The 22511-nt window shown below is 41.2% G+C and carries 14 protein-coding genes; all 14 read left to right on the top strand.

Translation table 11 applies throughout. From position 1 onward, the window contains the following. The coding region (gene dltA, locus RWO85_RS07020) for a D-alanine--poly(phosphoribitol) ligase subunit DltA (RefSeq protein WP_314414937.1) at nucleotides 1–1379 on the top strand (1379 nt) is incomplete at its 5' end. Then, a complete protein-coding gene (gene dltB / locus RWO85_RS07025; protein ID WP_314414939.1) occupies nucleotides 1376–2620 on the top strand; it encodes a D-alanyl-lipoteichoic acid biosynthesis protein DltB in 1245 nt (414 codons plus the stop codon). The genes dltA and dltB, both read left to right, overlap by 4 nt. 12 nt (nucleotides 2621–2632) lie before the next feature. Continuing rightward, nucleotides 2633–2872 (top strand): D-alanine--poly(phosphoribitol) ligase subunit DltC, encoded by a 240-nt coding sequence (dltC, locus tag RWO85_RS07030; protein ID WP_000351967.1) that lies wholly within the window; start codon nucleotides 2633–2635, stop codon nucleotides 2870–2872. Continuing rightward, a complete protein-coding gene (gene dltD, locus RWO85_RS07035; protein WP_314414941.1) occupies nucleotides 2865–4133 on the top strand; it encodes a D-alanyl-lipoteichoic acid biosynthesis protein DltD in 1269 nt (422 codons plus the stop codon). The genes dltC and dltD overlap by 8 nt, the downstream gene beginning before the upstream one ends. A 152-nt stretch (nucleotides 4134–4285) precedes the next feature. Then, nucleotides 4286–4726, top strand: coding sequence for a zinc-dependent transcriptional regulator AdcR (gene adcR / locus RWO85_RS07040; protein ID WP_001249308.1), 441 nt, complete (start codon nucleotides 4286–4288; stop codon nucleotides 4724–4726). After that, nucleotides 4726–5430 carry a metal ABC transporter ATP-binding protein gene (locus RWO85_RS07045; protein WP_001269496.1) on the top strand — a complete coding sequence of 235 codons (705 nt, stop codon included), beginning with the start codon at nucleotides 4726–4728 and terminating at the stop codon, nucleotides 5428–5430. The genes adcR and RWO85_RS07045 overlap by 1 nt, the downstream gene beginning before the upstream one ends. Then, entirely contained in the window at nucleotides 5423–6229 is an 807-nt protein-coding gene (locus RWO85_RS07050) for a metal ABC transporter permease (protein WP_000950030.1), read from the top strand. Before RWO85_RS07045 ends, RWO85_RS07050 begins: the two co-directional genes overlap by 8 nt. Nucleotides 6230–6238: 9 nt before the next feature. Beyond that, entirely contained in the window at nucleotides 6239–7744 is a 1506-nt protein-coding gene (gene adcA, locus RWO85_RS07055; RefSeq protein WP_314414943.1) for a zinc ABC transporter substrate-binding lipoprotein AdcA, read from the top strand. 864 nt (nucleotides 7745–8608) lie between these two features. Then, nucleotides 8609–9760 carry an iron-containing alcohol dehydrogenase gene (locus RWO85_RS07060; RefSeq protein ID WP_314414945.1) on the top strand — a complete coding sequence of 384 codons (1152 nt, stop codon included), beginning with the start codon at nucleotides 8609–8611 and terminating at the stop codon, nucleotides 9758–9760. Nucleotides 9761–9905: 145 nt separating this feature from the next. Further along, nucleotides 9906–10790, top strand: coding sequence for an SPFH domain-containing protein (locus RWO85_RS07065; RefSeq protein ID WP_004235732.1), 885 nt, complete (start codon nucleotides 9906–9908; stop codon nucleotides 10788–10790). Nucleotides 10791–11097: 307 nt separating this feature from the next. Further along, nucleotides 11098–15411: a ZmpA/ZmpB/ZmpC family metallo-endopeptidase gene (locus RWO85_RS07070; protein ID WP_314414947.1), complete on the top strand. Its 4314-nt coding sequence runs from the start codon at nucleotides 11098–11100 to the stop codon at nucleotides 15409–15411. 226 nt (nucleotides 15412–15637) lie between these two features. After that, nucleotides 15638–19441, top strand: a complete 3804-nt coding sequence (locus tag RWO85_RS07075) for a sugar-binding domain-containing protein (protein WP_314414949.1) — start codon at nucleotides 15638–15640, stop codon at nucleotides 19439–19441. A 1-nt stretch (nucleotide 19442) separates the two neighbouring features. Beyond that, entirely contained in the window at nucleotides 19443–21131 is a 1689-nt protein-coding gene (locus RWO85_RS07080; RefSeq protein ID WP_314414952.1) for an alpha-L-fucosidase, read from the top strand. 100 nt (nucleotides 21132–21231) lie between these two features. After that, nucleotides 21232–22167 carry an Rpn family recombination-promoting nuclease/putative transposase gene (locus RWO85_RS07085; RefSeq protein ID WP_314414954.1) on the top strand — a complete coding sequence of 312 codons (936 nt, stop codon included), beginning with the start codon at nucleotides 21232–21234 and terminating at the stop codon, nucleotides 22165–22167. Nucleotides 22168–22511 lie beyond the last annotated feature (344 nt).

Consider the following 22511-nt stretch of genomic DNA (forward strand, 5'->3'; position numbering starts at 1 on the left):
CTCCTGTGGTCGTTTTTGGTGGCCAAGAATATGAAATGTTGGCAACTTTTGTAGCACTGACTAAGTCAGGACATGCTTACATTCCCATTGACAGTCATTCAGCCTTGGAGCGAGTTTCGGCTATTTTAGAAGTAGCAGAGCCAAGCTTGATTATTGCCATCTCAGATTTTCCATTGGAGCAGATTTCTACGCCAATGATGACTCTAGCTCAGGTTCAAGAAGCCTTTGCTCAAGGGACAAGCTATGAGATCACGCATCCAGTCAAGGGTGATGATAACTACTACATTATCTTTACTTCTGGCACGACTGGTAAGCCTAAGGGAGTGCAGATTTCCCATGATAACCTCCTCAGCTTTACCAACTGGATGATTACGGATAAGGAATTTGCGACGCCAAGTCGTCCGCAAATGCTGGCTCAGCCACCTTATTCATTTGACCTGTCTGTCATGTACTGGGCACCGACCTTGGCATTGGGAGGAACTCTTTTTGCCTTACCATCTGCCATCACTCAGGACTTTAAGCAACTCTTTGCGACTATCTTTTCATTGCCAATCGCTATCTGGACATCAACCCCTTCTTTTGCAGATATGGCCATGTTGTCTGAAGACTTCAACAGTGAGAAAATGCCTGGTATCACGCATTTCTACTTTGATGGTGAAGAATTGACGGTTAAAACGGCTCAAAAACTACGCGAACGTTTCCCAAATGCCCGTATTATCAATGCCTACGGCCCAACAGAAGCGACAGTAGCCCTATCAGCAGTTGCTGTGACAGACGAGATGCTAGCGACTCTCAAACGCCTACCAATCGGCTATACCAAGGCTGATTCTCCAACCTTTATCATTGACGAGGAAGGCAATAAATTGCCAAATGGCGAACAGGGAGAAATCATTGTTTCTGGTCCAGCTGTTTCAAAAGGTTATATGAATAATCCTGAAAAAACAGCGGAAGCCTTCTTTGAATTTGAAGGACTTTCAGCCTATCACACAGGAGATGTGGGAACCATGACAGATGAAGGCTTGCTTCTCTACGGCGGACGTATGGACTTCCAGATTAAGTTCAACGGTTACCGCATTGAGTTAGAAGATGTCTCTCAAAACCTCAACAAGTCTCGCTTTATCGAGTCTGCTGTCGCAGTACCGCGCTATAATAAGGACCACAAGGTACAAAATCTCTTGGCCTATGTCATCTTAAAAGATGGTGTCCGTGAGCAGTTTGAACGTGATATCGATATTACCAAGGCTATCAAGGAAGACTTGACAGATATTATGATGTCTTATATGATGCCGTCCAAATTCCTTTACCGAGACAGTTTGCCACTGACTCCAAATGGAAAAATTGATATCAAAGGATTGATTAACGAGGTGAATAAGAGATGATGGAGTTCTTTCAACAACTTCCTCATTTAGAGCCATACGGCAATCCTCAGTATTTTGTTTATGTGATTGCTGCAACATTGCCCATCTTTATCGGCCTCTTTTTCAAGAAACGCTTTGCCTGGTACGAGGTATTGTTTAGTCTCTTCTTTATCGTCACCATGTTGGTAGGTGGGAAGACTAACCAATTGGCTGCCTTGGGTATTTACCTTTGTTGGGAAATAGTGCTCCTGCTTTTCTACAAGTATTATCGAAAAAGTAAGGATGTAAAGTGGGTCTTCTACCTAGTTAGTTTTCTGTCCCTACTTCCGATTATCTTTGTCAAGGTGCAGCCAGCTATCAATGGAACGCAGTCTTTGCTTGGATTTTTAGGTATTTCTTACCTGACCTTTCGTTCGGTTGGGATTATCATCGAGCTGAGAGATGGAGTGATTAAGAATTTTACCCTCTGGGAATTCCTCCGTTTTCTTCTCTTCATGCCGACCTTTTCAAGTGGCCCAATCGATCGCTTTAAGCGTTTTAATGAAAATTATCAGACCATTCCTGAGCGGGATGAGTTGATGGATATGCTGGAAGAATCCGTTCGCTATATCATGTGGGGATTTTTGTATAAGTTTATCCTAGCTCATGTTTTAGGAGAAACTTTACTACCTCCTCTGAAGAATCTAGCCTTGCAGTCAGGTGGCTTATTTAACCACTATGCTTTAGCGGTTATGTATACCTTTGGTCTGGAGCTCTTCTTTGATTTTGCAGGTTACTCTATGTTTGCCTTGGCCATTTCAAATTTAATGGGAATCCGTAGTCCCATCAACTTTAACAAGCCCTTTTTATCAAGGGATTTAAAGGAATTTTGGAATCGTTGGCACATGAGTCTTTCTTTCTGGTTCCGTGACTTTGTCTTTATGCGAATGGTGATGGTATTGACCAGAAAGAAGATCTTTAAAAATCGCAATGTAACCTCAAGCGTGGCTTACATTGTAAATATGCTGATTATGGGATTTTGGCATGGTGTGACCTGGTACTACATCGCCTATGGACTCTTTCATGGGATTGGACTGGTCGTCAATGATGCTTGGGTTCGTAAGAAAAAAACACTCAATAAGGAACGGAAAAAAGCAGGGAAGGCTGCTCTACCTGAGAATCGCTGGATTCAGTTGCTTGGCATGGTTATCACCTTCCATGTCGTCATGCTGTCATTCTTGATCTTTTCCGGATTTTTGAATGATTTATGGTTTAAAAAATAAAGGAAATAAAATATGGATATCAAATCAGAAGTTATCGAAATTATTGATGAGTTGTTTATGGAAGATGTTTCTGACATGATGGATGAAGATCTTTTTGATGCAGGTGTCTTGGATAGTATGGGAACGGTTGAATTGATTGTGGAGATTGAGAACCGTTTTGACATTCGTGTCCCTGTAACAGAGTTTGGTCGAGACGACTGGAATACAGCTAATAAAATCATAGCTGGTATTGTGGAGCTACAAAATGCTTAGACGCTTATGGATGATCTTTGGGCCTATCTTCACTGCTGGATTTTTGGTTCTTCTACTCATCTTTTTTTATCCAAGTACAACAAACCATAATCTGACGGAGGAGAAATATTCGGCGGCTTCTGTTAGTGTAGAGAGTTTTAAAGAGAGAAGCCAAAAAGTAAGGGCTTTTACAGATCCAAATATGCGTTTTATTCCTTTTCTAGGGTCCAGTGAATGGATTCGATTTGATAGTGTCCATCCAGCTGTTTTAGCAGAGAAATACCATCGTCCCTATCGTCCTTACTTTTTAGGTCAAGCAGGAGCAGCCTCTCTAAATCAATATTTTGGCCTACAGCAAATTTTGCCAGAAATAGAGAATAAGCATGCGGTATTTGTGATTTCGCCTCAATGGTTTACGGAGACTGATTATGAACCCGCAGCGTTTCAGAGATTTTTTAACAGTGACCAATTGACAGCTTTTTTGGAAAATCAATCTGGTGACACTGCTACAAAGCATGCGGCTATTCGATTGTTAAAGCAGAATCCTAATGTTGCATTAAAAGGCATTGTTCAAAAATTATCAAAGGGTGAAGAATTATCAGAGGTTGATCAGCTTGCTATTAATATTTTTGCCCGATTCAATGAGAGACAGGCTTCTCTATTTGGTCGGTTCTCCATTAGAGGAAAACTCAAATATAAGGAACATGTGGAAAATTATTTAAAAGATCTTCCAGATCAATTTTCTTACCAAGAGTTAGAAAAAATTGCTCGAAAGGATGCAGAAACAAATACGACCAATAATGATATGGGAATGGAAAATCATTTCTATACAAGAGAGGTTAAGAAGGATTTGAAAAAATGGGAAGGGTATCAAAAGAATTACAGCTTCCTAAAATCATCTGAATATAATGATTTACAGTTGGTTCTCAATCAATTTGCAAAATCGAAAGTTAATGTCCTCTTTGTCATCCAACCTGTCAATAAGAAATGGATGGACTACACAGGGCTCAGAGGAGATATGTACCAGCATGCAGTGGAGAAAATTCGTTATCAATTAGAAAGTCAAGGTTTCACTAATATTGCTGACTTTTCAAAAAATGGAGGGGATCCTTATTTTATTAAGGATACCATTCACCTAGGTTGGTTGGGTTGGCTTGCTTTTGATAAGGCAGTTGATCCTTTCCTATCCAATCCCACACCAGCTCCTACCTATCATCTAAATGAGCGCTTTTTCACAAAAGACTGGGCGATTTATGATGGAGATGTCAAGGAATTTCAATAGATAATAATATGGAAGAGTTCGAGAATGAAACCAGTTTTCACGTTTTTTCTTGACTCTTTTTTTGCTTGTGATATAATTAACTGGTAAATAAAATGCCACAGAATAGTATTTTCTCTTGAAAATAGAGAAGCATATAAGGAAAGGAGTCAGATATGAGACAGTTAGCAAAAGATATAGATGCCTTTTTGAATGAAGTAATTTTGCAGGCAGAAAACCAGCACGAGATTTTAATAGGTCATTGCACTAGCGAGGTAGCCCTGACCAATACTCAGGAGCACATTCTCATGCTCTTGTCAGAGGAATCTTTAACAAATTCAGAATTGGCGCGTCGTCTCAATGTCAGTCAGGCAGCAGTTACCAAGGCCATTAAGTCTTTGGTCAAGGAAGGGATGTTAGAAACATCTAAAGATCCTAAGGATGCGCGTGTGATTTTTTATCAGTTGACTGATTTGGCTCGTCCAATCGCTGAGGAGCACCACCATCACCATGAGCATACGCTTTTAACCTATGAACAAGTGGCGACTCAGTTTACTCCAAATGAACAAAAAGTGATCCAGCGGTTTTTGACTGCTTTAGTAGGAGAAATCAAATAATGAGATATATTACGGTAGAGGATTTATCCTTCTATTATGATAAGGAGCCTGTTCTTGAACATATCAATTATAGTGTTGATAGTGGGGAATTTGTTACCTTGACGGGGGAGAATGGGGCAGCTAAGACGACACTCATCAAGGCCAGTCTTGGAATCCTCCAGCCACGCATTGGCAAGGTGACCATTTCAAAGACAAATACGCAGGGTAAGAAATTGAGAATAGCCTATCTTCCCCAGCAGATTGCTAGTTTTAATGCAGGTTTTCCAAGTACGGTTTATGAATTTGTCAAATCAGGTCGCTATCCGCGAAAGGGTTGGTTCCGTCGCTTGAATGCTCATGATGAGGAGCATATCAAGGCTAGTCTGGACTCAGTTGGCATGTGGGAACACAGAGACAAACGCTTGGGTTCTCTATCTGGAGGACAAAAGCAGCGAGCGGTAATCGCGCGTATGTTTGCTTCTGATCCAGATGTGTTTATCCTAGATGAGCCGACAACGGGGATGGATGCAGGAAGTAAAAACGAATTTTACGAACTCATGCACCACAGCGCCCATCATCATGGCAAGGCTGTTTTGATGATTACTCATGACCCTGAAGAAGTTAAGGACTATGCGGATCGCAATATTCATCTAGTTCGTAACCAAGACTCGCCATGGCGTTGTTTCAACGTTCATGAGAATGATCAGGAGGTGGGCCATGCTTAGTTTGTTATCTTATGACTTTATGCAGCGTGCCTTTCTGGCGGTTATTGCCATGAGTCTTTTCTCGCCAGTTCTTGGAACCTTCCTTATCTTGCGCCGTCAGAGTTTGATGAGTGATACTCTTAGCCACGTCTCGCTTTCAGGTGTAGCCTTTGGTCTGGTACTAGGGATTTCTCCGACTATTTCAACTATTGCTATTGTCTTGATTGCGGCGGTCTTTCTGGAATATCTCCGTACGGTTTACAAGAGCTTTATGGAAATCGGGACAGCTATCCTCATGTCAACGGGTCTGGCTGTTTCTCTGATTGTCATGAGCAAGGGTAAAAGCTCCAGTTCAATGAGTTTGGACCAGTACCTTTTTGGTTCAATTGTGACTATCAGTGAGGAGCAGGTTATTTCCCTCTTTGTCATTGCGGCGGTTGTTTTGATTTTGACCTTCCTCTTCCTTCGTCCGATGTATATCCTGACCTTTGATGAGGATACGGCCTTTGTGGATGGCTTGCCAGTTCGTACCATGTCCATTCTTTTTAACATGGTGACAGGGGTGGCCATTGCCCTTATGATTCCTGCTGCAGGAGCTCTTCTGGTATCGACCATTATGGTCTTGCCAGCTAGTATTGCCCTGCGTCTAGGGAAAAACTTTAAATCGGTTATGCTGCTTGCCAGTGCTATTGGATTTTTGGGAATGGTAGCAGGACTCTACATTTCCTACTATGCAGAAACACCTGCAAGCGCAAGTATTACCATTATTTTTGTAACTGTCTTTTTACTCATCAGTTTAGTAAGACGTTTTATCAAATAGGAGACGAACGTGAAAAAAATTAGCTTATTGCTAGCCAGTCTATGTGCCTTGTTTTTAGTGGCTTGTTCCAATCAAAAGCAGGTGGATGGTAAACTAAATATTGTGACAACCTTTTACCCTGTCTATGAATTTACCAAGCAAGTTGCAGGAGATACGGCTAATGTAGAACTCCTCATCGGTGCTGGTACAGAACCCCATGAATATGAACCGTCTGCCAAGGCAGTTGCCAAAATCCAAGATGCAGATACCTTCGTTTATGAAAATGAAAACATGGAAACATGGGTTCCTAAATTACTAGATACCTTGGATAAGAAAAAGGTCAAAACCATCAAGGCGACAGGAGATATGTTGCTTTTGCCAGGTGGTGAGGAAGAAGATGGAGACCATGACCATGGAGAAGAAGGCCATCACCATGAGTACGATCCCCATGTTTGGTTATCACCAGTTCGTGCCATTAAACTAGTAGAGAACATCCGTGACAGCCTATCAGCAGATTATCCGGATAAAAAAGAGACATTTGAGAAGAATGCTGCTGCCTATATCGAAAAATTGCAAGCCTTGGATAAGGCTTATGCAGAAGGCTTGTCTCAAGCCAAACAAAAGAGCTTTGTGACTCAGCACGCAGCCTTTAACTATCTTGCTTTGGACTATGGACTCAAACAAGTCGCAATCTCAGGCCTCTCTCCAGATGCAGAACCATCAGCTGCTCGTCTGGCAGAATTGACAGAGTACGTTAAGAAAAATAAAATTGCCTATATCTACTTTGAGGAAAATGCCTCACAGGCCCTTGCTAACACACTTTCAAAAGAAGCAGGTGTCAAAACAGATGTCCTTAATCCTTTAGAAAGTCTGACAGAAGAGGATACCAAGGCTGGCGAAAACTATATTTCCGTGATGGAGAAAAATCTCAAGGCTCTAAAACAAACAACAGACCAAGAAGGCCCAGCAATTGAGCCTGAAAAGGCAGAGGATACCAAGACAGTCCAAAATGGTTACTTTGAAGATTCAGCTGTCAAGGACCGCACCTTGAGTGACTATGCAGGTAACTGGCAATCAGTTTATCCTTTCCTTGAAGATGGTACTTTTGATCAGGTCTTTGATTACAAGGCTAAGTTGACTGGTAAGATGACCCAGGCTGAGTACAAGGCTTACTATACAAAAGGCTATCAGACAGATGTGACGAAGATTAATATCACTGATAACACTATAGAATTTGTTCAAGGTGGACAAAGTAAGAAACATACTTACAAGTATGTTGGCAAGAAAATCTTGACTTATAAGAAAGGCAATCGTGGTGTGCGCTTCCTCTTTGAAGCGACAGATGCGGATGCTGGACAATTCAAATATGTTCAGTTTAGTGACCACAATATCGCCCCAGTTAAGGCAGAACATTTCCATATCTTCTTTGGAGGCACAAGCCAAGAAGCCCTCTTTGAAGAAATGGATAACTGGCCAACCTACTATCCAGATAACCTATCTGGACAAGAAATCGCCCAAGAAATGTTGGCGCATTGATGAGAAAATCGACTAGTTCATAAGAGCTAGTCGGTTTTTTGGTACTAGATGGCTGATACTCAATGAAAATCAAAAAGCAAACTAGGAAACTAGCCGCAGGCTGTACTTGAGTACGGCAAGACGACGTTGACGCGGTTTGAATTTGATTTTCGAAGAGTATAACTTCATTATAGACTTTTAAGATACCTAAGGCACTTTAAAAAAATAAATAAAACTCTTGAAATATCTGGACCTGTATGTTAGAATAATTTTATCGGGCAAGGTTCATTAGAACACCAAATCCCTTAACTATGGCCGTAGTTAAGGGATTTTTTGACGTATCTTAGCGATTTAACGGGTGTTTACAGGCTAGTCATTCGGTCTACTTCTTACCATCTAGCCATTTGCAGACGAAATACAAGATAATTCCTGCGATGACGTCCGCTACAATAGTAAGAACGAGCTCTGGGGCAAGGTTCATTAGTTTCACCTCCTCTCACGAACCGTAAGGAACGTAATCGGTAACCGATGACAAAAATAGTATACACATCAAATTTAGATTATCAACATTGCTTAATTCTTGAAGTGTGGTAGCTTGTATATTAAAACTAACTTACATTGTGAGTAAAGTTGCTGCATATGTACAACTTCTTTTATTAAATTGAGGGGCGAAAACAGAGGGTTTTCGCAAGTCCTCGTATATTATAATTTCAAAATCTGTTCGACTTGCTTTGTTTACTGATGGAAAAGAATCTCATAAATAATAGTCAAATTCCACTCCTTTTAAAAAGATTTGTTAAACAATTCACAAATAATTGAAAACGAATACAAAAAGTAATATAATGATGTTAAATAGATAGCGCAAAGGCGCAGGAGGAAAATTATATGGCTACATTTTATGTTCCAGCAGTCAACCTTATTGGTAAAGGTGTTGTAAATGAAGTGGGTCCTTATATCAAGGAACTTGGCTATAAAAAGGCACTTTTGGTGACAGATAAGTTTATCGAAGGCAGTGATATTTTACCTAAGGTTTTAAAACCACTGGATACAGAAGGAATCGAATATGTCATCTTTAGCGATGTAGAACCAAACCCTACTTGTAAGAATGTCACAGATGGGGTAGCTGCTTTGCAAGAACATGGATGTGATTTTATCATCAGTCTTGGTGGGGGGTCTCCACAGGATGCAGCTAGTTGTATCTCTATCATGGCTACAAATGGTGGAAAAACACAGGATTATGAAGGGCTTCATAAGTCTGCTAAAAAAGGCTTGCCAGTTGTGGCTATCAATACAACGGCAGGTACATCAGCAGAAATTACCATTAACTATGTGATTACTGATGAAGAACGCAAGGTTAAGATGGTAATGGTTGACAAGAATAGCCTTGCTCTTATCTCTGTTAATGACCCTGAATTGATGATTTCAAAACCTCAAGCTTTGACTGCAGCGACAGGTATGGATGCTCTGACCCACGCTGTTGAAGCTTTGGTAACACCTGGTGCTTATGATGTGACCAAGAAATTATCTATTGGAGCAATTGAGCTTATCAAGGAATACCTCCCTCGTGCCGTAGCAAACGGACACGATATTGAAGCGCGTGAAGGTATGGTCAATGCTATTTTTCTTGGTGGTATGAGCTTTAATAATGCTGGTCTTGGTTATGTTCACTCAATGGCTCATCAACTCGGTGCAGTATATAATTTGCCACACGGTGTTTGCTGTGCCATGTTGCTACCAGTTATAGAACGTGAAAATGCTAAACGTGTACCAGAAGCTTTCCGCAATGTTGCTAAAGCCTTGGGACTCCATGTAGAAGATAAATCAGATCAAGAGTGTGCTGATTATGCGATTGCTGAGATTGAGAAGCTTTCTGAGACAGTAGGTATTCCTAAGAAATTGACTGAACTTGGTATTGAAGAAAAAGATTTCGACTTTGAATACCTTTCTAAGAATGCCTTGATTGATGCATGTGCGCCAGGAAATCCATTTATGCCAACCCTAGAAGAAACGATTGCCTTTTATAAAGAGTTATTTTAGCAAGGATTAGACGATAATAGAACAATTCACCTCTAATTATTGACATTTCAGGAAAAATCGCAGTAAAAACTGCACAACCTTCTTTAAATGTGCTATAATACAGGAAAAAATAATAATGGAGGTCACGATAATGGCAACATTTTTGATGATTTTTGTGGTGGTTTGTGTGCTCCTATTGGTGATAGTCACACTGAGTACAGTTTATGTGGTTCGTCAGCAGTCGGTGGCGATTATTGAACGCTTTGGGAAATACCAAAAGGTTGCCAATAGCGGTATTCATATTCGATTGCCTTTTGGAATTGACTCGATTGCAGCGCGGATTCAGTTGCGCTTGTTGCAAAGTGATATTGTGGTTGAGACTAAGACAAAGGACAATGTGTTCGTTATGATGAATGTAGCGACCCAGTACCGTGTCAACGAGCAGAGCGTAACAGATGCCTACTATAAACTCATGCGTCCAGAATCTCAGATTAAATCTTATATCGAAGATGCCCTTCGCTCTTCTGTTCCAAAATTAACCTTGGATGAATTGTTTGAGAAAAAAGATGAGATTGCCCTTGAAGTTCAACATCAAGTAGCGGAAGAAATGACTACTTACGGTTATATTATCGTGAAAACCTTGATTACTAAGGTAGAGCCAGATGCAGAAGTCAAGCAATCCATGAATGAAATCAATGCGGCGCAACGTAAGCGGGTCGCAGCGCAAGAATTGGCGGAAGCCGACAAGATTAAAATTGTCACTGCAGCTGAAGCCGAAGCAGAAAAAGACCGCCTTCATGGTGTGGGGATTGCCCAACAACGTAAGGCGATTGTGGATGGCTTGGCAGAGTCTATCACCGAACTCAAGGAAGCCAATGTTGGCATGACAGAAGAACAAATCATGTCCATCCTCTTGACCAACCAGTATTTGGATACCTTGAATACCTTTGCTTCTAAAGGAAACCAAACGATCTTTTTACCAAATACGCCAAATGGTGTGGATGATATCCGTACACAAATCTTGTCAGCCCTTCGCGCTGAGAAGAAATAATAGACTAATACTCTTCGAAAATCAAATTCAAACCACGTCAGCGTTGCCTTGCCGTACTCAAGTACAGTCTGCGGCTAGCTTCCTAGTTTGCTCTTTGATTTTCATTGAGTACAAAGAGCTTGGCAACAGGCTCTTTTTGTATTGCTTTTGTTAAGAAAAGCAAAGAACATTGATATACATTTAAATAAAAATTATTGTATGTTGTCTCCCTCAACTTGGAATGATAAGGGAATAACTAGAAAGATTTGTGAATACAAACTATTTCTGATATACTAAATATACAGTAATAATGAATGATGGGAATGGAATGAAAGAATATCAATTTGAGAGAAAACAGCGTTTTTCTTTGAGGAAATATACAATAGGAGCTTGTTCAGTCTTGCTAGGAACGAGTTTATTTTTTGCTGGTATGGGGACTCAACCCGTACAGGCTACAGAAACGATTTCAACACTAATTTCAAGTCATTATTTGGATGAGCAGGATTTATCTGAAAAGCTGAAATCGGAGTTGCAATGGTTTGAAGAAAATAAGATTGAGGTAAAAGAGGGAAAAGAATACTACTTTGTCTATCGAAAATTGGCTACAAGATTACCAGAAACAGGTCTTTTTTCTAATGATGAGATGTTTATCCTGGGAGCAGGATTATTATTGCTTTCCTTCACTTTAATCAAGAGAAAAAAGGGAGCGTCTTACTTCCTTGTGACCGTCTTTGCTGTTGGTGGCTGGGGAGCATCCATCTCTGCTTTAGAAAATCTGGTAGAATTGCAACCAGCCCTTGTTAAGAGAGTAGAAGGTCAGTTTCTACCAAGCCCTGAAAGAGTCCAAGGATATGAATTTACGGGATATTATTTGGTAAGAGATAGTGGTAACAAGGAACTTTCTGCTGATAAGGTAGAGTCGCCAGCATTATCTCAAAAGGAGGACGGTTCAGAACCTCAATCTAAGAAGATTGTACCACAGTCTGCATCTCATTTTAGAACGACTGAAGATCTTGTACAATCTCCTCAACCATCCTACGCAGTTGAACCCCTTTTAAATCCAACTCCTGAAAAAAGTATGAGTATTGAGTCTAAAAAAGTACCAGATGAAGGAAGGAAAACTGTTATTGAAGACAAGCCAGAACTGGAAATTAGGGTAGGGGAGATAGAGTTTGAAACTCAATTGCAGTCTGACCCAACTCTGGCTAAGGGAGAAAAAAGAATTTCTATAGAAGGTGCCAAGGGACAAGAACGAATCTTAACAGAGGTAAGGGTTGTCGATGGTATTGTTACGCGAAATGAAGTAGGGAGAGAAGTGCTTCGTGAAGCAGTTGCTCAGGTGATTTTGGTCGGGACAAAAGAGAAGGAGTCTCAAGAAAATGGCATAAACCTAGCCCCGGAAGTCCAACCACCTCTTCCATCTTATGAAGGTGGTGTTTCTGGTGAATCCTTGGTAGAGCCAACCCTTCCGTCTTATGAGGACGGAGTCCCCGGTGAGCCTTTGGTAGAACCAATGCTTCCATCTTATGAAGGTGGTGTTTCTGGCGAATCCTTGGTAGAACCGTCTCTTCCGTCTTATGAAGGTAGTGTTTCCAGTGAACCTGAGATACAGGAGGCTCTCCCAGAGTATAAAGAAGACACTCAACTTCCTCAGACCAAAGTAGAGACCAAAGCTGTTCCTTATGAAACTATTTATGAAAAGAATGAGGCACTAGACCCCGGTGTTACAAGAGTAAAAATTTCGGGTGTTGAGGGACAAGAACAAGTTACTACTACCTATACTAAAGATCAAGCGAGTGGAAATATTTCTGAGAATAAAACTGTCAAAATAGTAGCTAACAAGGTTGATCAAGTTGTAGAAATTGGAACTAAACCGAGTGTTGAAACCACTGTTCTATCTCATAAAACGATTTACCAGGTGAATCCTGCTTTGGAGTTCAGACGACAGGAAGTAGCGGTTGCAGGGCGTGATGGTTCGGTGGAAACTAGGACGACTTATCAACTGGATAAGGCAACAGGTCAGGTGACGGTATCTGACACTACTAGACAAGTAAATCCAGCAGTCGATAAAGTGATTCAAGTTGGTAATGTGGAAAAAGTAATACAATCGATTTCTGTTACTGAGGAGCGAAGAGAGGATTCTTCACTTGCTAAAAACATAGAAAAGGTAGCATCTGAAGGAGAAGTTGGTGAGAATACACTTACAAGAACCTACGCTGTCAATGAACAAACTGGTGAATTGGTTCATCCTCAAGAAGTGAGTCAAATAACAAAACCAATGAAACCGAGAGTTGTTTTAGTTGGTAGTCAGGAGGATAAACCACACATCCTTCCAGCTAATAGTGAGAGAGAAGATGCTGTGGATGTGTCTGCTCTTACCACAAGCGCGAGATCAGTAGATTTCTTACATGACAGTAAACTAAAAGCACAGTTGGAGCCTGTCTATGATCCTCGAGATATTATAACAAAGAGAATTGCGCTCAGAAAAACACACCCAAATATCACTGACCAAGAGGTCAAAGATATGTTGCGCACAGAGTATCTTCAAAAACTGTCAATTCAAGAAAGCTTTGATCAGACGAAGACGCAAGCTGAGTCAAGTTTCAAAAAGATTGCCTCTCATACTTTGGGGATTATAGGAGATACCCCTGAAAATCGTAGTAAGGTCAAACAAGAGCTGGAGCAATACAAAGAACAGATTTTGTTGGGACTGTCTTATATCAATCGTTTTTATAATATTCAATTTGGGGATACTAATATTCGTGATATTCTGGCCTTTAATCCAAGTTCATTTGGTAATAAGACAATGACAGCCTTGGATAGTTTGAAGAAATTAGGATCCATGTCTTATGAAGAGATGAAATTGACCAATAGTCCTCAAACATTTACAAAATATTTATCTACTATCACTGGTAAGGCTAGTTTGAAGGAATTTTTAGACAGCAATCGTCAACTCTTTACGTCAGATGATGCGGATACCTGGCTTAAAAAATCTAGCCAAGCTATGATTGTTGAAAAACCATCTAAGGAAAATCCTTCAGCGCATGTCGGGTTGTATAGCAAGTTGACAGCTGGGGAAAAGGATCCTCGTAAACAAGAGGCTAATATGGCTGCTATTTTGGGACTTTTGAATGTGAAAGAACCAAATGTTTACGTGATTAGTAATATGGCGACGATTACTTATGGTAATATTGGTTCCTATATAGATACTTCTCTTGCCCAGTCTAATCCAACTAAGTATCAGGCTGAGCTTGCTAGAGTCAAGTCTTTAATTGAAAAGGCGGCTGTACAACAAGCCAACTATGTTGATACTCTTTATCGTATAACAAAACCAGAAAATCGTGATAAGTTGCTGACAAATCGCTTGATTATTGATACGATGAAGAAATATACAAGTAATCCGAATGCCCAGATTGATAGCACTTGGTCACCAGCTACTGGTAATGGAGCTGATAAGGGGGTCGACCAATTTATGACTCCTATGAATTACTATTCTCCAGTAAGTAAGGTGGGAGCTGAAGCGAATGGCCTAGGTGTCCGTTACTTTATAGATAGGGTTCTGGATGATAGAGGTTCAGCTACTTATTCTCATGAAATGACGCACTTACTAGATAGAACGGTCTTGTTTAATAATCACGGTCGTCGAGATGGTACAGGAGCAGAGTTTTATGCGCGTGGTATTTTTGAAAATTCCTATAATCCAGAAAAGGATACTTATTTCAATCTCAACTTTGTATATGATGAGAGTGATAAGAATGGATTTTACAATAAAACACCTGATCGATTTAAAACGGCAGAAGATTTGCAATCTTACATGAAGGGAAGTTTTGATGTCCTTTATACTCTAGATTACCTAGAAGCAGAGGCAAGTAAAGGATTATCTGCAGAAGACAAGATGAGTTATTTCAAAAAAATAATGCCGATTCCTTCAACAGGTCCTAGAACTTGGGTAGATTACCGTAATACAGCAGTTAAACCGACTCATAAGAGTGAGGAGATTCAAGCTCTGACCTTAGAAGATGCCAAAAAATTGACAGATATTAATAGTTTGATTGACAATCATATCCTGGTCAATCGTTATATCATTACTGGTTTTTCAGATAAAGGTAAAATTGCAGCAAATGGTTACTATACTGTTGATATGTTTGATACCATTTATGGTGTTAGTCAAAATGACTCTGGTATGAGTGGGGATATCACCTTTAGAAAACAAGCATTTGAATTGATGGCTGCTTTGGGCTATTATGGAGGATTTGTTCCTTATGTGTCAAATCAATATAAAAACCAAGCTGAAGAAGAAGGCAAACCGCTATCTGATAAATATATTTTCGATAACATTTTAGGAAAATCTTACGCAGCTTTCAAAAAAGAGCAAATAACTGAGCGTGTTGAGAAATTAGGTAAGTTAAAACCAATTACTATAAATTACAACGGAAAAGAAGAAGTGATTGATAGTAAAGAAAAATTACAAGGGCTTATGAATAAAGCTGTTAAAGAAGAACTTGCTCAGATAAAAGCAGGAAATACAACGGTTAAAAAGTTTAAATTTATCGAAACTCCAGTCCAAAAACTGAAAAAAGCGATTTATAAAGCTTATCTCAAAGATTCAGATGACTTTAGACAGTCGATTTACAATAGCTAAGACAAAAGGGACATCTCTCTGGAATGAACATTCAGAGGGGTGTTTTTTGCTCTCTTGTAAGATTTGACCTTGTTTCTTAATGTATGAACATGGAGTGATTTTCAGACTTTTCCACAAATTATAGAATCTTTTCTGAGGATTTAGGGAGTGATGGAGGAAGTCTTGAAAGCGCTTTTGTTTTGTGATATAGTCAAATTGATAGACTTGTTTAAAGAGGAATGCTTGTATGAGAAGAGAAGAAGTTTTACGAAATCACTGGTTTTTTAGCCAAGAGGTGGGGAAGGAAGAGGCCTTGGCGCAAGATTTTCAGAGGGGAAATTGGCAGGCCATTCAAGTGCCACATGACTGGAGTATTTACAATGATTTTGACCAGTATTCGCCAGCGCAAAATGAGGGTGGTCAGTTAAACGGGGGTCAAGCCTGGTATCGAACACAGTTTTACTTGGAAGAAGATGCCAGTCTTGTTTCGGTGCGTTTGCTCTTTGATGGGGTTTACATGAATGCCCAAGTCTATATCAACGGGCAAGTGCTGGGTCATTATCCCAATGGCTACACACCTTTTTCTTATGATATCACGCCTTATCTAAGAAACGATGGGACGGCCAACCAGCTTGCGGTTTTTGTGGACAATCAGCAACCTAGCAGTCGTTGGTATTCGGGCAGTGGTATTTACCGAGAAGTAAAATTATTGATTACGGATTCGGTACATCTGGATTTGTATGGGAGTAAGATAGAAAGTCCCAAACTCAAGGAACAAAGAGATGGATGGGTTGAAACTCAGCTTGAAAGTAAGATTTCAAATGATGGATCTCAGTCCGTGTCGGTGTATTTGGAGCAGAGTATCTGGTATGATGGACAACAGGTTTCAGACTGGCAGGTGACAGACTGGCAGGTGACAGACTCTCTAGTGATTGAGTCTGGGGACAAATATTCTTTCCAACAAGCCATATCAATTTTTCAACCTTTGCTTTGGGATATTGATCATCCTCACCTTTACCAATTGAAGACTCGCCTTTATAAAAATGGTATTTTGGTTGATGAAGAAGAGGAGACTTTTGGTTACCGTTATATGGATTGGAAAGCGGATAAGGGCTTCTTTCTAAATGGTCGCTGGTTGAAGATTCATGGGGTTTGTTTGCACCATGACTACGGAGCGCTGGGAGCTGTGGAAAACAGGTCAGCTGCTGAGAGACGATTGCGCCAGATGAAGGAAATGGGAGTCAATGCTATTCGAATCACCCATAATCCAGCCAGTAGTATATTGCTGGATGTGGCTGCCAAAATGGGCTTGCTCATCCAAGAAGAAGCCTTTGATACCTGGTATGGAGGCAAGAAAGAATATGACTATGGTTGCTTTTTTGAGGAAGAAGCGACTCATCCAGAAGCGAAAGCAGGCGATTTCTGGTCAGATTACGATTTGCGCACTATGATTGAGCGTGGCAAGAACAATCCAGCGATTTTTATGTGGTCCTTGGGAAATGAAGTCAGCGAAGCAAATGGAGATGCTCATTCATTGAAGACGATCCAGCGCTTGCTAGAAAGGGTCAAGGAGGTTGATGATAGCCGTTTTGTGACCATGGGAATGGATCAATTCCGTTTTGGAGATGGTTCTGGAGGTCATGAAAAGATAGCCAATTTACTGGATGTGGTGGGCTTGAATTACTCAGAAGACAATATTGACGCGATTCGCAAAAGACATCCCAAGTGGCGACTTTATGGATCTGAAACCTCATCGGCTACACGGACTCGTGACAGCTATTTTCGCCCAGATAAGGAATGGGTTGGAGATAATCGTCGTGTGCGGAAATTTGAACAGTCAGACTATGGCAATGATCGGGTTCCTTGGGGGAAGACGGCGACGGCTTCTTGGATAGCAGATAGAAATCGGCTAGACTATGCAGGTCAATTTATCTGGACAGGAGTAGACTATATCGGTGAGCCAACTCCTTGGCACAATCAAAATGACACGCCTGTAAAGAGTTCCTATTTTGGGATTGTGGACACAGCAGGGATTCCTAAAAATGACTATTATCTCTATCAAAGTCAGTGGTTGGACCTAGATCAGCATCCCATGGTTCATATCCTGCCCCACTGGAATTGGGAAATCCACAAGAGTTATCAACAAGTTGTGGATAAGTATGGGGATATCCCTGTTCGAGTGTATTCAAATGCTGGTTCAGTAGAGCTATTTCTCAATGCAAAATCTCAAGGCAGGAAGACTTTTCAGGAAAAATGGACTTCAGATGGTAGAAAATACCAAGAGGGAGAAGGTTCTGACCAACTCTATCTCGAATGGCGTTTGCCCTATCAACCAGGAGAATTGCATGCTGTAGCCTATGACTGTCAAGGTCAGCTTGTGGCAGAAGATAGGGTGATGACTGCAGGTAAGCCTGCTAAAATCGGGTTACATGCCGAGAAAACAAAACTGGATCCAGATGGGCAAGACCTCCTCTATCTCTATTTTGATGTATTGGATAAGGATGGAAATTGGGTTCCGACTGCTTCCAATCAGCTTCATTTTAAAATTGAGGGCCCTGCTCGCATTGTGGGTGTTGATAATGGCAGGCAGGCCAGTCGTGAACGTTATCAGGCTCATAAAAATGATCGGTTTAAGCGGAAAGCCTTCCATGGCAGAGGTGTCCTTTTGGTTCAGAGCTTGGGGCAGGCAGGCCAGGTGAGAGTAGAAGCCAGTGCCAGAGGGTTAGAGCCAGCGAGTTTTAATTTCTTGGTGGGAGAGTCTTTTGATTGCCAGCTAGTGAAAAATCAGCGCTTGTTTAAGATTCGAGTGGACAAGCAGGCAGGTTTACAAGAAGGGGATTCCCCAGCTATTGGACTTTATCCACAAACTGTGGATAACCCTGTGAACAAGGTGGGGAATAGTGAAGTGATTTGGGAGATGAGTGGTAGTGCCCACGCCATTATCAAGCAGGGAGTGCTTCATTGCTTGTCTGCAGGGGACTTGGCTATTCACGCCTTTTATCAAGGGAAGGCCTATCAAACTCATTTGCAGGTCGAAGAAAATACCTCACTAGGGCAGGCACTTTCTGTACGATCACTTCGCTTGTATACAGATAGGGGGACTTATCCCCAGCTTCCGTCCTCGGTCTTGGTGGACTATGAGTTTGGCGGTGCAAAACGAGTCAAGGTTGTTTGGGAGGAAATTCCTAAAGAAGATTTAGAAAAATTTCATGAATTTACGGTATCTGGCCAGCTAGAGGGACTGGATATAAAGGCTTCTGCTCAGGTTTGTGTCCAAGGGATTTGCGCTATTGAGCCTGAAAAGGTTTGGACGCTTGTCAAGGAAGTCCCACATTTACCAGACCGAGTCAAGCTAGTCTTATCAGATGGCAGACGAGATACGGCCAAGGTGACTTGGGATGAACTCAAGCCTCAAATCTATGCTCAGGTAGGAGAAAGTGTACTCACAGGACAAGTAGCGGGCTGTGAGTTACCAGCAACAGTCACTATTCATGTGACAGATGCCAGTGTAGATGGGGAAGTTATTTCCAATCAGTGGACAGGATCCAACCTGCCTCTGGTCTTTGCTTCCCATTCAGAGCCGAATCACCCAGTCTCTTACCTCAATGACAAGGTCATTGCTCGGAAAAAATCGACAGCCAATACTTGGATTACCAAGTCAGAGCAAGCCAGCGTGGGCATTCTTTTTGGAGATGCAGGGATTTTAAAACCGCGATTTGTGGATAATGTGACCTTGTATTATGTTGAAAATCAAGAATATGTGGCTGTTGAGCCGACCTTTATTGATTATTATGTGGGGAATGAACCTACTTTACCTCGGACTCCCAACCATTTGGACAAGGATTCCCTGCTCAAGCAAGAGGAGAATTGGCGACCTGTATCAGCTATCCGAAAAGTGTCAAGTGACAAGGATGAAGAGCTTCGTTTTGAATTTGACAAGGTGGAGACTTATGCCCTTCGTCTTCGATTTGAAAACTTGGTAAACCCACTTGCGTTAACAGAATTACAAGTACATGCTAAAAAAGTAAAGAAAAATGTAGATAGGAAGTAGTATGGTAAGAGAAGTAAAACCGCATGTCCCCTTGCCTAGTCAGGCCCAGCTAGCTTATTTAGAGGATGAACTAGCAGCCTTTATCCATTTTGGCCCCAATACCTTTTATGATCAGGAATGGGGGACAGGTCAGGAGGATCCTGAACGCTTTAATCCGACAAGGTTAGATGCGCGTGAGTGGGTTCGCGTGCTCAAGGAAACGGGCTTTAAAAAGTTGATTTTGGTGATCAAGCACCACGATGGCTTTGTCCTCTATCCGACAGCTCACACAGATTATTCGGTTAAGGCTAGTCCTTGGAGGAATGGAGAGGGGGACTTGCTCCTTGAAGTATCCCGAGCTGCCACAGAGTTTGATATGGATATGGGGATCTACCTATCGCCGTGGGATGCCCACAGTCCTCTCTATCATGTGGACCGAGAAGCGGACTACAATGCCTATTATCTGGCTCAGCTGAAGGAAATCTTATCAAATCCTGCCTATGGAAATGGAGGGAAATTTGCTGAGGTCTGGATGGATGGTGCCAGAGGAGAGGGCGCTCAAAAGGTCAATTATGAATTTGAAAAATGGTTTGAAACCATTCGGGACTTGCAGGGAGATTGCTTAATTTTTTCAACAGAAGGCACCAGTATACGCTGGATTGGCAATGAACGAGGGTATGCAGGTGATCCCCTGTGGCAAAAGGTGAATCCTGATAAACTAGGAACAGAAGCAGAGCTGGACTATCTTCAGCACGGAGATCCCTCGGGCACGATTTTTTCAATCGGTGAGGCAGATGTTTCCATCCGGCCGGGCTGGTTTTACCATGATGATCAGGATCCCAAATCTCTCGAGGAGTTGGTTGAAATCTACTTTCACTCAGTAGGGCGAGGAACTCCACTCTTGCTCAATATTCCGCCGAATCAAGATGGGCTATTTGATGCAAAGGATATTGAACGCCTTTATGAATTTGCGGCCTATCGCAATGAGCTCTATAAAGAAGATTTGGCTCTGGGAGCTAAGGTATCTGGTCCAGCTCTTTCCGCAGACTTTGCCTGTCACCATCTGACAGATGGTCTTGAAAGCAGCTCTTGGGCAAGCGATGCAGACTTGCCAATCCAGTTAGAACTCGACTTAGGATCACCTAAAACTTTTGATGTAATTGAGTTAAGAGAAGATTTGAAGCTAGGACAACGAATCGCTGCTTTTCATGTGCAAATAGAGGTGGACGGCGTCTGGAAGGAATTTGGCAGGGGCTTCACAGTTGGTCATAAGCGTCTCCTGCGAGGTCCGCTAGTAGAGGCACAGAAGGTGCGCGTGATGATTACAGAGGCACAATCTATGCCTGTATTGACCAAGATTTCACTCTATAAAACTCCTAGCTTATCAAAAACAGAAGTTGTTCAGGGGCTAGCATTTGCAGAAAAAAGTCTAGCTGTGACAAAGGGAGAGACCCTTCATTTTAGGATTGAACGTAGCGAAAGTAATACTCCCTTGGAGGCTAAGATTTCGATTCAACCGGGGACAGGTGTCCATGGTGTCGCCTATCAGGACGAGATTCAAGTCCTTGCGTTTCAAGCTGGGGAATGCAAAAAAGATTTGCAGCTACCAACCCTGTATTTTGCTGCTGATAAGACCTTGGATTTCTATCTGAATCTGACTGTGGATGGACAACTGGTTGATCAAGCTCATATTTTAGTTGAAACGAGATAAAACATCTTCACAATCCATTTCCTTTCCGAATAAATAGATAGAAGCATCAAATCTAGTAAATCTAGATTTAAAAATGTGCTATAATAGAAGGAGGAAATGGATGATTCTCAGACATCCGGGCATTAGCCCGACCAATGATTTGGTAGCTAAAAAAATATTTAGTAATCCAGAAATCACTTGTCAATTTATTCGCGATATGTTGGACTTGCCAGCAAAAAATGTGACTATTTTGGAGGGGAGCAATATTCATGTCTTGCCTTCCGTGCCTTACTCAGCGCAGGATTTCTATACCAGTATAGATGTTTTAGCGGAGTTAGATAATGGAACGCAAGTTATCATTGAGATTCAGGTGCATCATCAGAATTTTTTCATCAATCGTCTGTGGGCTTATCTATGTAGTCAGGTCAATCAAAATCTAGAAAAAATCCGTCAGCAAGAGGGTAATACTCATCAGAGTTATAAACATATTGCACCAGTATACGCTATCGCAATCGTGAATAGCAACTACTTCTCAGATGACCTGGCTTTTCATAGCTTTAGTATGCGAGAGGACACGACAGGTGAAGCCTTAACCATCACAAATAATGGACAAGAAAACCATCTGGTTAAGATGGCGTTCTTGGAATTAAAAAAATATAGAGAAACCAGCAAAGACGAGGTTCGTAAACCGTGGTTGGAGTTTTTTGGGAATAAACCCTTTACCCAAGAACCCGAGCGAGCCATCAGCCAAGCAGACCAACTGCTGGACTATAAGAGCTGGTCCGAGGAGGACAGGAAAATGTTTAGTCAACTACGTATGCGCGAAGAACAAGCCTTGTTAGCACAGGACTATGCCTTGGAAACTGCTAGGGCCGAAGGTATTGAACAAGGCTTAGAACGTGGACTTGAACGTGGTCGTGCAGAGGGTCTTGAACGAGGAAAAGTTGAAGGAAGTCTGTCTATGCTACTAAATCTCGTTCGCCAACATCTTTTAACAGCTGAGGTTGCTAGTGAGCAATTAGGTATGTCAGTAACTGAGTTTGAGGAGTTGCTATAAAATAGAAATGGACATGTTATCGAACTAGGTAGCATGTTTTGTTTTAATAATTTTTCCGAATGATTTCTTTTTTGTGTGGGAGAATATCTATTTTTATATATCAAACTTATTTATTTTACTAAAACCAAAAAATGTATACGCTATCTTTCCGAATGACATCAACTATTTTTATATGATTGATTGGATAACATTGCATATATTTATTTAAAAAAAGTATAAAAAATACAAAAAGAAATTTTCTGAAAATTGCTCGCTTTCCCAAAAGGCTTTTTTTTTTTTGCGAAAATTTAAAATCAAATTAGTTGCATATATATTAAAAATAAAGTAGAATAGTTAATGCAAGG

Source organism: uncultured Streptococcus sp., from assembly GCF_963521865.1.
GTDB lineage: Bacteria > Bacillota > Bacilli > Lactobacillales > Streptococcaceae > Streptococcus.

Excerpts from the sequence above, each read along its gene's own strand:
- RWO85_RS07045 (WP_001269496.1), top strand. The coding sequence starts at position 4,726 with ATGAGATATATTACGGTAGAGGATTTATCCTTCTATTATGATAAGGAG.
- RWO85_RS07060 (WP_314414945.1), top strand. The coding sequence starts at position 8,609 with ATGGCTACATTTTATGTTCCAGCAGTCAACCTTATTGGTAAAGGTGTT.
- RWO85_RS07085 (WP_314414954.1), top strand. The coding sequence starts at position 21,232 with ATGATTCTCAGACATCCGGGCATTAGCCCGACCAATGATTTGGTAGCT.
- RWO85_RS07070 (WP_314414947.1), top strand. The coding sequence starts at position 11,098 with ATGAAAGAATATCAATTTGAGAGAAAACAGCGTTTTTCTTTGAGGAAA.
- dltB (WP_314414939.1), top strand. The coding sequence starts at position 1,376 with ATGATGGAGTTCTTTCAACAACTTCCTCATTTAGAGCCATACGGCAAT.
- adcR (WP_001249308.1), top strand. The coding sequence starts at position 4,286 with ATGAGACAGTTAGCAAAAGATATAGATGCCTTTTTGAATGAAGTAATT.
- RWO85_RS07065 (WP_004235732.1), top strand. The coding sequence starts at position 9,906 with ATGATTTTTGTGGTGGTTTGTGTGCTCCTATTGGTGATAGTCACACTG.
- dltC (WP_000351967.1), top strand. The coding sequence starts at position 2,633 with ATGGATATCAAATCAGAAGTTATCGAAATTATTGATGAGTTGTTTATG.
- dltD (WP_314414941.1), top strand. The coding sequence starts at position 2,865 with ATGCTTAGACGCTTATGGATGATCTTTGGGCCTATCTTCACTGCTGGA.
- RWO85_RS07050 (WP_000950030.1), top strand. The coding sequence starts at position 5,423 with ATGCTTAGTTTGTTATCTTATGACTTTATGCAGCGTGCCTTTCTGGCG.
- RWO85_RS07080 (WP_314414952.1), top strand. The coding sequence starts at position 19,443 with ATGGTAAGAGAAGTAAAACCGCATGTCCCCTTGCCTAGTCAGGCCCAG.
- RWO85_RS07075 (WP_314414949.1), top strand. The coding sequence starts at position 15,638 with ATGAGAAGAGAAGAAGTTTTACGAAATCACTGGTTTTTTAGCCAAGAG.